Origin of the sequence: Streptomyces sp. NPDC050211, from assembly GCF_040656035.1 — a bacterium.
Taxonomy (GTDB): Bacteria; Actinomycetota; Actinomycetes; order Streptomycetales; family Streptomycetaceae; genus Streptomyces.
Genome location: NZ_JBFALC010000076.1, coordinates 33,410 through 41,294, shown reverse-complemented (window position 1 = coordinate 41,294; position 7,885 = coordinate 33,410). Strand labels below are relative to the sequence as shown.

Here is a 7,885-nt window from a genome sequence, read left to right as displayed (position 1 = left end):
CGAGGACGGACACCCCCACCACGTCCCCGCCCCCACCCCAAAACCGAAGGCGCTACGCGCACCCCCACCCACCCGCGCCCCCCGCCGGGAGGCGCCCCACCCACACACCGCACAGCACCCCGCTACACGCACCCCCACAACCCCGCGCCCCCGCCGAAGGCACCGGCACCCACCTGGACGCGTCCAGTTCGACACACCCCCAAAACTCCACTTTTGTATGGGTATCGACTAGTTCGATCACCCCACACAACTGGAGGACGCTGTGCGGCAGCCGGAGGGCTACGACTACGACACCCACAGCCGACTGGCAGGACCGCTCACGGAGCCGTCGGACAAGGCGTACCGGGTCCAGTACATATCGCTCCTCGCACGCGAGCCGCACCGAATACGGGCGATCCTGCTCATGACCTTCGCGCCGATCCTCACCGGCGCCCTCCTCGTCTACCTCATATGGCCCAGCCACTGGGTGGACCGCGACGGCGGCGACGCGTGGATGGCCGCCCTGGACGTCACCATGCTGATATCCATCGGCCTGATCGAGCTCTTCATGGTCGTCAACGTCGCCTCCGTCGCCCACGCCACCATGGTCGCCCGCGACCCCGTCCCGGTCTTCCCCGAACCCGGCACCCGCGTCGCCTTCCTCACCACCTACGTCCCGGGCAAGGAACCCCTCGACATGGTCCGCGCCACCCTCGAGGGCGCGACCCGCATCCACCACCCCGGCCCCCTGGACGTCTGGCTCCTCGACGAGGGCGACGACGCCCAGGCCAAAGCCCTCTGCACCGAACTCGGCGTGCGGCACTTCACCCGCCGAGGCGTCCCCGAGTGGAACCGACCGGACGGCGTCCACAAGGCCCGCACCAAGCACGGCAACTACAACGCCTGGATCGCGATGCACGGCGCGGAGTACGACTTCTTCGCCTCCGTCGACACCGACCACGTCCCGCTCCCCAACTTCCTGGAGCGGATGATGGGTTACTTCCGCGACCCGGACGTCGCCTTCGTCGTAGGCCCCCAGGTGTACGGCAATTACCACAACCCGGTCACCAAGGCGGCGGAGTCCCAGCAGTTCCTCTTCCACGCGCTGATACAACGCGCGGGCAACCGCTACCGCGCCCCCATGTTCGTCGGCACGAACAACGTCGTACGCATCGAAGCCGTGAAGCAGATCGGCGGCCTCTACGACTCGATCACCGAGGACATGGCCACCGGCTTCGAACTGCACCGCACCCGCAACCCCCGAACCCGCAACCACTGGCGCAGCGTCTACACCCCCGACGTACTCGCGGTCGGCGAGGGCCCCGCCTCCTGGACGGACTTCTTCACCCAGCAGATGCGCTGGTCACGCGGCACCTACGAGACGCTGATCAAGCAGTACTGGAGGGCCCCCGGCAAGATGCCCCCGGGCCGCTTCCTCTCGTACACGCTCATGCTGGTCTACTACCCGATGACGGCGGTCAACTGGTTCCTCGGCATCCTCAGCTGCGTCCTGTTCCTCTGGTTCGGCGCCTCCGGCACCCAAGTCGCCGCCTCGGTCTGGCTGATGCTCTACAGCGACGCCGCCGCCCTCCAGATCGGCCTCTACCTCTGGAACCGCCGCCACAACGTCTCCCCGCACGAACCACAGGGCTCCGGCGGCCTGGCCGGCATGGCGATGTCGGCCCTGTCGGCCCCCATCTACCTCAAGTCCTTCGGCGAGGCCGTCCTGCGCCGCCCGAGCCGCTTCGTGGTGACACCGAAGGGCGACGACGCCAGCCCGGACCGCCTGCTCACCTTCCGCATCCACCTCTTCTGGGCGGGCCTCCTCGCGACCTCTCTCACCGCGTCGGTGATCCTCGACAACACGCACGCGGCGATGCGCACCTGGGCGCTCCTGGCCACGGCGATCTCCTTGGCACCGGTCGCCGTATGGTGCTCCACCCGGCTCAAGGAGCGCAGGGAGCCCTCGCCGCGGCCCGTACTGCACGCCTCGCCCCGCAGAGGCGAAGGAGCCGAACCCGCGCTCGCCGGCAACAGCGCGGGCACCACGGTCGCCGGCTCCACGACGGGAGGCAACTAGGCCATGGCCTACAAACCTTCTCAGAAGACCAAGAAGACCGTCCTCGGCATCGGCGGCATCGCCGTCCTGCTCAGCCTGAACGCCCCGGCCGCACTGGACTTCGCGGGCGAGCGGTACCACGCGTACAAGATCGCCCAACCCGGCTACCAGGCCCAGTACGGCAGTTGGAGCCAGGTCGACATCCCCGAGGAGTACCGCACCAACGCCATCCACGCGGCGCTCCTGCACACCGGCAAGGTCCTGATCGTCGCGGGCTCCGGCAACGAGCAGAAGAAGTTCAACAAGGGCGAGTTCGACACCGTCCTCTGGGACCCCAGGACCGACACCTTCAAGAAGATCCCCACCCCCGACGACTTCTTCTGCGCCGGCCACGCCCAACTCCCCGACGGCCGCCTCCTGGTGGCCGGCGGCACCGCCCGCTACGAACTCCTCGACGGCGAGGTGGAGCGCGCCGCCGGCGGTATGCGCGTGAAGAACGAGAGCCCCGACAAGGCAGTGTTCCTGAAGAAGGGCACCGTCTTCCGCTCGCCCGCCGGAGTCGAGTACGTCTCCCGCTTCGACGTCACGGTCCCGAGGGCCCAGGCCGTAACCGACCGCCGCTCCGCCCGGACCCGGGTCACCGCGAGCGAGGTCCGCGTCTTCGTGGAGGCCGTCGAGAAGGGCCCGCTGTCCGTCACCGAGAACCAGGCCCAGTACGAGATCGTCGGCCTGACCGGCAGGGACGCTAACAACACCTACGGTCTCTCCGAGCGGATCAGCCTCGACAAGCAGGACTTCCAGGGCATCCGCGCCGCCTACGAGTTCGACCCGAAGTCCGAGCGGTACATCCCGGTCGACCCGATGGACAAGGCCCGCTGGTACCCCACGCTCGTCGGCCTGGAGGACGGCCGGGTCCTCGCCGTCTCCGGCCTGGACGACCTGGGCAAGATCGACCCAGGTGACAACGAGATCTACGACCCGAGGACCAAGAAGTGGTCACCGGGCCCCAAGCGGTACTTCCCGACGTACCCCGCCCTCTTCCTCACCAAGGGCGGCAAGCTCTTCTACCCGGCCTCGAACGCCGGTTACGGCCCCGCCGACAGGGGCCGCAAGCCGGGCCTGTGGGACCTGCGGACCAACACCTTCCAGTACGTGCCGGGCCTGCGCGACGCCGACAAGACGGAGACGTCGGCCTCCCTCCTGCTCCCGCCCGCGCAGGACCAGAAGGTGATGATCCTCGGCGGCGGAGGCGTCGGCGAATCCAAGAAGTCGACCCCGCGCACCGCCGTCATCGACCTGAAGAAGGACAACCCGGTCTTCGAGGACGGCCCCGACCTCCCCCAGGGCACCCGCTACCTGAACAGCGTGATCATGCCCGACGACACCGTCTTCACCTCCAACGGCTCCGCGGACTACCGGGGCCGCAGCGCCAGCAACATCCTCAAGGCGCAGTTCTACGACCCGAAGGCCAACGCCTTCCGCGAGGCCGCCGCACCGACGGTCGGCCGCAACTACCACTCCGAGGCGCTGCTGCTGCCCGACGGCCGGGTCGCCACCTTCGGCTCCGACCCGCTCTTCGACGACCAGCAGAACACCAAGCTGGGCCACTTCGAGCAACGCATGGAGATCTTCACGCCGCCCGCCCTGCACAAGAACGGGAAGCAGCGCCCCGTACTCGACCGCGGCCCGAAGACACTCGACAGCGACCACCGCGCGACCTTCACCACCGCCCACCCCGAGCGGATCACCGCGGCCCGCCTCATGCGCCCCAGCGCGGTCACGCACACCACGGACGTGGAGCAGCGCTCCATCGCACTCGACCTCACCAAGACAGGCGACTCGGTCACGGTCGACGTACCGAAGGACCCGACCCTGGTCCCGCCCGGCTGGTACATGCTGTTCGTGACGGACGCGCAGGGCACGCCGTCGGAGGCGAAGTGGATCCGGGTGAAGTAGCCGACAAGCAGCCGACTACGCCTGGGAGTTGCGCGCGAGGCCCAGCGCGTACTCCGGCCACCACTGCCCCGCCTCCGGCCCGCCCCCGCACGTCCCGTCCGACTCGCCGGGCCGCTTGACCCACAGATAGGCGTCCAGGGCGGGCTCGCCGGTGTCGAAGGTGGGCGGGGTGCCCAGCGCTCTGCCCGGCGGGTTGCACCAGGCGCCGGGCAGGGGCCCCTTGCCGTTGCGGCTGGTGTCGATGACGAAGTGCTTGCCGCCCAGGTCCTCGGAGAGCTTCAGGCCGTACTTCTTGGTGACCTCGTTGGTCTGGAAGTTGGAGACGTTGAGGGCGAAGCCGTCGGCGCGCGCGACGCCCGCCCGGTACAGGCGCTGGACCAGCTGGGCCAGCTTCGTGGGCTCCTTGATCCAGGCCGGGTTGCCGGCGTCCAGGTACACCTTCGTGTTCGGCTGCCGCTTCAGCCGGTCGATCGCCTCGCCGAGCAGCTTCTCGCGCTCACCGTGGTACTCACCGGGCGTACAGCCGTCCACGACGTGCGCGACCGCGTCGGGCTCGAGCACCACCACGGCCTTCGCCTTGCCCAGCGCGGCCGCGAACTTCCCGATCCAGGCCCGGTACGCGCCCGCGCTCGTGGCCCCGCCCGCCGAGTGCTGCCCGCAGTCCCGGTGCGGGATGTTGTACGCCGTGAACACCGCCGTCCGCCCTTCCTGGAGGGCCGCCGCGGCGGCCGAGCCGACCACCGCCGTCGGGTCGGTCTCACCGGCCGGCCACAGCGCGGCGGGCCGCTCGGCGATCCGCCGGAGCAGTTCGGCGTCCTCGGTACGGCCTTCCTGCCGCCACTTCTCGATCTGCTGGGCGGCCGGGCTCTCCGGGTCGACCCAGAACGGCGAGGAGGACCCGGCGTGCGCCTTCCTGGAGGCGGCGCCGGCGACAGAGGCCTCGTCGATGTCGGCCGCGGACGTACAGCCCGCCGCGAGTCCGAGCACCGCGAGAGCCGCGAGGGCGTGGATCAGCCGGGGCATGCTGCTCCCTTGGGCGAGAGTGACGTACAGTGACAAGTCATCGACAATCGTTGCATAGCGGACACATCTCGACCGGTATCGCAATGCCGGGAAAGCCCGGCGGACCGAAGGGCGAGACGGGGCTGACCGCCATATGACCGGCCGGTAGGGTCTGGGGCGTGCCGAAGCCGCTCAGCCTTCCCTTCGACCCCATCGCCCGCGCCGACGAACACTGGAAGCAGCGCTGGGGAAACGTACCCTCCATGGCCGCGATCACCTCGATCATGCGGGCCCAGCAGATTCTGCTCGCCGAGGTCGACGCGGTGGTCAAGCCGTACGAACTGACGTTCGCGCGCTATGAGGCACTGGTGCTGCTCACCTTCTCCAAGGCCGGTGAGCTGCCGATGTCCAAGATCGGCGAGCGGCTCATGGTGCATCCGACGTCCGTGACGAACACCGTGGACCGGCTGGTGAGGTCGGGCCTGGTGGAGAAGCGGCCCAATCCGAACGACGGCCGCGGCACCCTCGCCACCATCACCGACAAGGGCCGTGAGGTCGTCGAGGCCGCCACCCGCGACCTGATGGCGATGGACTTCGGACTCGGCGTGTACGACGCCGAGGAGTGCGCCGAGATCTTCGCGATGCTGCGGCCGCTTCGGGTGGCCTCCGGCGACTTCGAGGAAGGCTAGCCCGGGGCAAGATCTCCCGGAACCGGCCGTTACGCTCGACGGCATGAAGAAAAGCGTGCTGACCCGCTACCGCGTCATGGCCTATGTCACCGCCGTCATGCTGCTTGTGCTGTGCACCTGCATGGTGTTCAAGTACGGCTTCGACATGGGCGAGGACGTCACCTTCGTGGTCTCGCAGGTCCACGGAATCCTCTACATGATCTACCTGGTCTTCGCCTTCGACCTCGGCTCCAAGGCCAAGTGGCCGTTCGGCAAGCTGCTGTGGGTGCTCCTGTCGGGAACCATCCCCCTCGCCGCGTTCTTCGTGGAGCGCAAGGTCACCCGCACGGTCGAGCCGCTGGTCAGCGGGCCCGTTCCGGCCGCCGCGAAGGCGTAGCCCCACCGCCGTACCCATTCGTACGGCGGTCTGCCATCGACATTTACTTGGACGTCCTAGTAAATTCGAAGGTATGGACGCTGACGCCATAGAAGAAGGCCGCCGTCGCTGGCAGGCTCGCTACGACGCCTCGCGCAAGCGCGACGCAGACTTCACCACGCTCTCCGGCGATCCCGTGGAGCCGGTGTACGGGCCCCGGCCGGGGGACAGGTACGAGGGCTTCGAGCGGATCGGCTGGCCCGGGGAGTACCCCTTCACCCGCGGTCTCTACCCGACCGGCTACCGGGGGCGGACCTGGACCATCCGCCAGTTCGCCGGCTTCGGCAACGCCGAGCAGACGAACGAGCGCTACAAGATGATCCTGGCCAACGGCGGAGGCGGCCTCTCCGTGGCCTTCGACATGCCGACCCTCATGGGCCGCGACTCCGACGACCCGCGCTCGCTCGGCGAGGTCGGCCACTGCGGAGTGGCGATCGACTCGGCGGCCGACATGGAGGTCCTGTTCGGGGGCATCCCGCTGGGCGACGTCACGACCTCGATGACGATCAGCGGTCCGGCCGTCCCCGTCTTCTGCATGTACCTCGTCGCGGCCGAGCGGCAGGGCGTCGACCCCGCCGTCCTGAACGGCACGCTCCAGACCGACATCTTCAAGGAGTACATCGCCCAGAAGGAGTGGCTCTTCCAGCCCGAGCCGCACCTGCGCCTCATCGGCGACCTGATGGAGCACTGCGCGTCGAAGATCCCCGCGTACAAGCCGCTGTCCGTCTCCGGCTATCACATCCGTGAGGCCGGTTCGACGGCCGCGCAGGAGCTGGCGTACACCCTCGCCGATGGCTTCGGTTACGTGGAACTGGGCCTGTCCCGCGGCCTGGACGTGGACGTCTTCGCCCCCGGCCTGTCCTTCTTCTTCGACGCCCATGTCGATTTCTTCGAGGAGATCGCCAAGTTCCGTGCCGCACGGCGCATTTGGGCGCGCTGGATGCGGGACGTGTACGGCGCCCGGTCCGAGAAGGCCCAGTGGCTGCGCTTCCACACACAGACCGCCGGCGTCTCCCTGACGGCCCAGCAGCCGTACAACAACGTGGTCCGTACGGCCGTAGAGGCGCTGGCGGCGGTCCTCGGCGGCACCAACTCCCTGCACACCAACGCCCTGGACGAAACCCTCGCGCTGCCCTCCGAGCAGGCCGCGGAGATCGCCCTGCGCACGCAGCAGGTGCTGATGGAGGAGACCGGCGTCGCCAACGTGGCCGATCCGCTGGGCGGTTCGTGGTACGTCGAGCAGCTGACGGACCGGATCGAGGCCGAAGCCGAGAAGATCTTCGAGCAGATCAAGGAACGGGGGCTCAGGGCCCACCCGGACGGGCAGCACCCCATCGGCCCCATCACCTCCGGCATCTTGCGCGGCATCGAGGACGGCTGGTTCACCGGCGAGATCGCCGAGTCCGCCTTCCAGTACCAGAAGGCCCTGGAGAAGGGCGACAAGCGGGTCGTAGGCGTCAACGTCCACCACGGCTCGGTCACCGGCGACCTGGAAATCCTCCGCGTCAGCCACGAGGTCGAGCGCGAACAGGTCCGGGCGCTCGGCAGCCGCAAGGCCGCCCGCGACGACACCCGGGTGCGCTCCGCGCTGGACGCGATGGTCGCGGCGGCGCGGAACGGCGGGAACATGATCGAGCCGATGCTGGAGGCGGTGCGGGCTGAGGCGACGCTGGGGGAGATCTGCGGGGTGCTGCGGGAGGAGTGGGGGGTGTACACGGAACCGGCGGGCTTCTAGAGCGCCCCGAAGGGGCGCGGGGAACTGCGCGACCAGCCACAACGGACCCG

The 7,885-nt window shown here is 68.9% G+C and carries 6 protein-coding genes; 5 read left to right on the top strand and 1 reads right to left on the bottom strand.

Annotation, left to right across the window (positions count from 1 at the left end; all coding sequences use genetic code 11):
• Positions 1-262: 262 nt before the first annotated feature.
• Positions 263-2,059: a cellulose synthase catalytic subunit gene (locus tag AB0I98_RS42775; protein WP_362951437.1), complete on the top strand. Its 1,797-nt coding sequence runs from the start codon at positions 263-265 to the stop codon at positions 2,057-2,059.
• Positions 2,060-2,062: 3 nt separating this feature from the next.
• Positions 2,063-3,994: a kelch motif-containing protein gene (locus tag AB0I98_RS42770; RefSeq protein ID WP_362951436.1), complete on the top strand. Its 1,932-nt coding sequence runs from the start codon at positions 2,063-2,065 to the stop codon at positions 3,992-3,994.
• A 15-nt stretch (positions 3,995-4,009) separates the two neighbouring features.
• Here the strand turns inward: AB0I98_RS42770 and AB0I98_RS42765 are convergent, their stop codons facing one another.
• Positions 4,010-5,017 (bottom strand): glycoside hydrolase family 6 protein, encoded by a 1,008-nt coding sequence (locus tag AB0I98_RS42765; RefSeq protein ID WP_362951435.1) that lies wholly within the window; start codon positions 5,015-5,017, stop codon positions 4,010-4,012.
• A 158-nt stretch (positions 5,018-5,175) separates the two neighbouring features.
• Between AB0I98_RS42765 and AB0I98_RS42760 the strand changes: the two genes are divergently transcribed.
• The 3 genes from AB0I98_RS42760 to AB0I98_RS42750 all read left to right on the top strand — a co-directional run bounded on the left by AB0I98_RS42760 (position 5,176) and on the right by AB0I98_RS42750 (position 7,835).
• The gene (locus AB0I98_RS42760; protein ID WP_362951434.1) at positions 5,176-5,685 is read left to right on the top strand and encodes a MarR family transcriptional regulator; all 510 of its coding nucleotides are present in this window, start codon (positions 5,176-5,178) and stop codon (positions 5,683-5,685) included.
• Between the two features lie 43 nt (positions 5,686-5,728).
• Entirely contained in the window at positions 5,729-6,061 is a 333-nt protein-coding gene (locus AB0I98_RS42755; RefSeq protein ID WP_328356749.1) for a DUF3817 domain-containing protein, read from the top strand.
• Positions 6,062-6,134: 73 nt separating this feature from the next.
• A complete protein-coding gene (locus AB0I98_RS42750; protein WP_362951433.1) occupies positions 6,135-7,835 on the top strand; it encodes a methylmalonyl-CoA mutase family protein in 1,701 nt (566 codons plus the stop codon).
• The last annotated feature ends 50 nt before the right edge of the window (positions 7,836-7,885 follow it).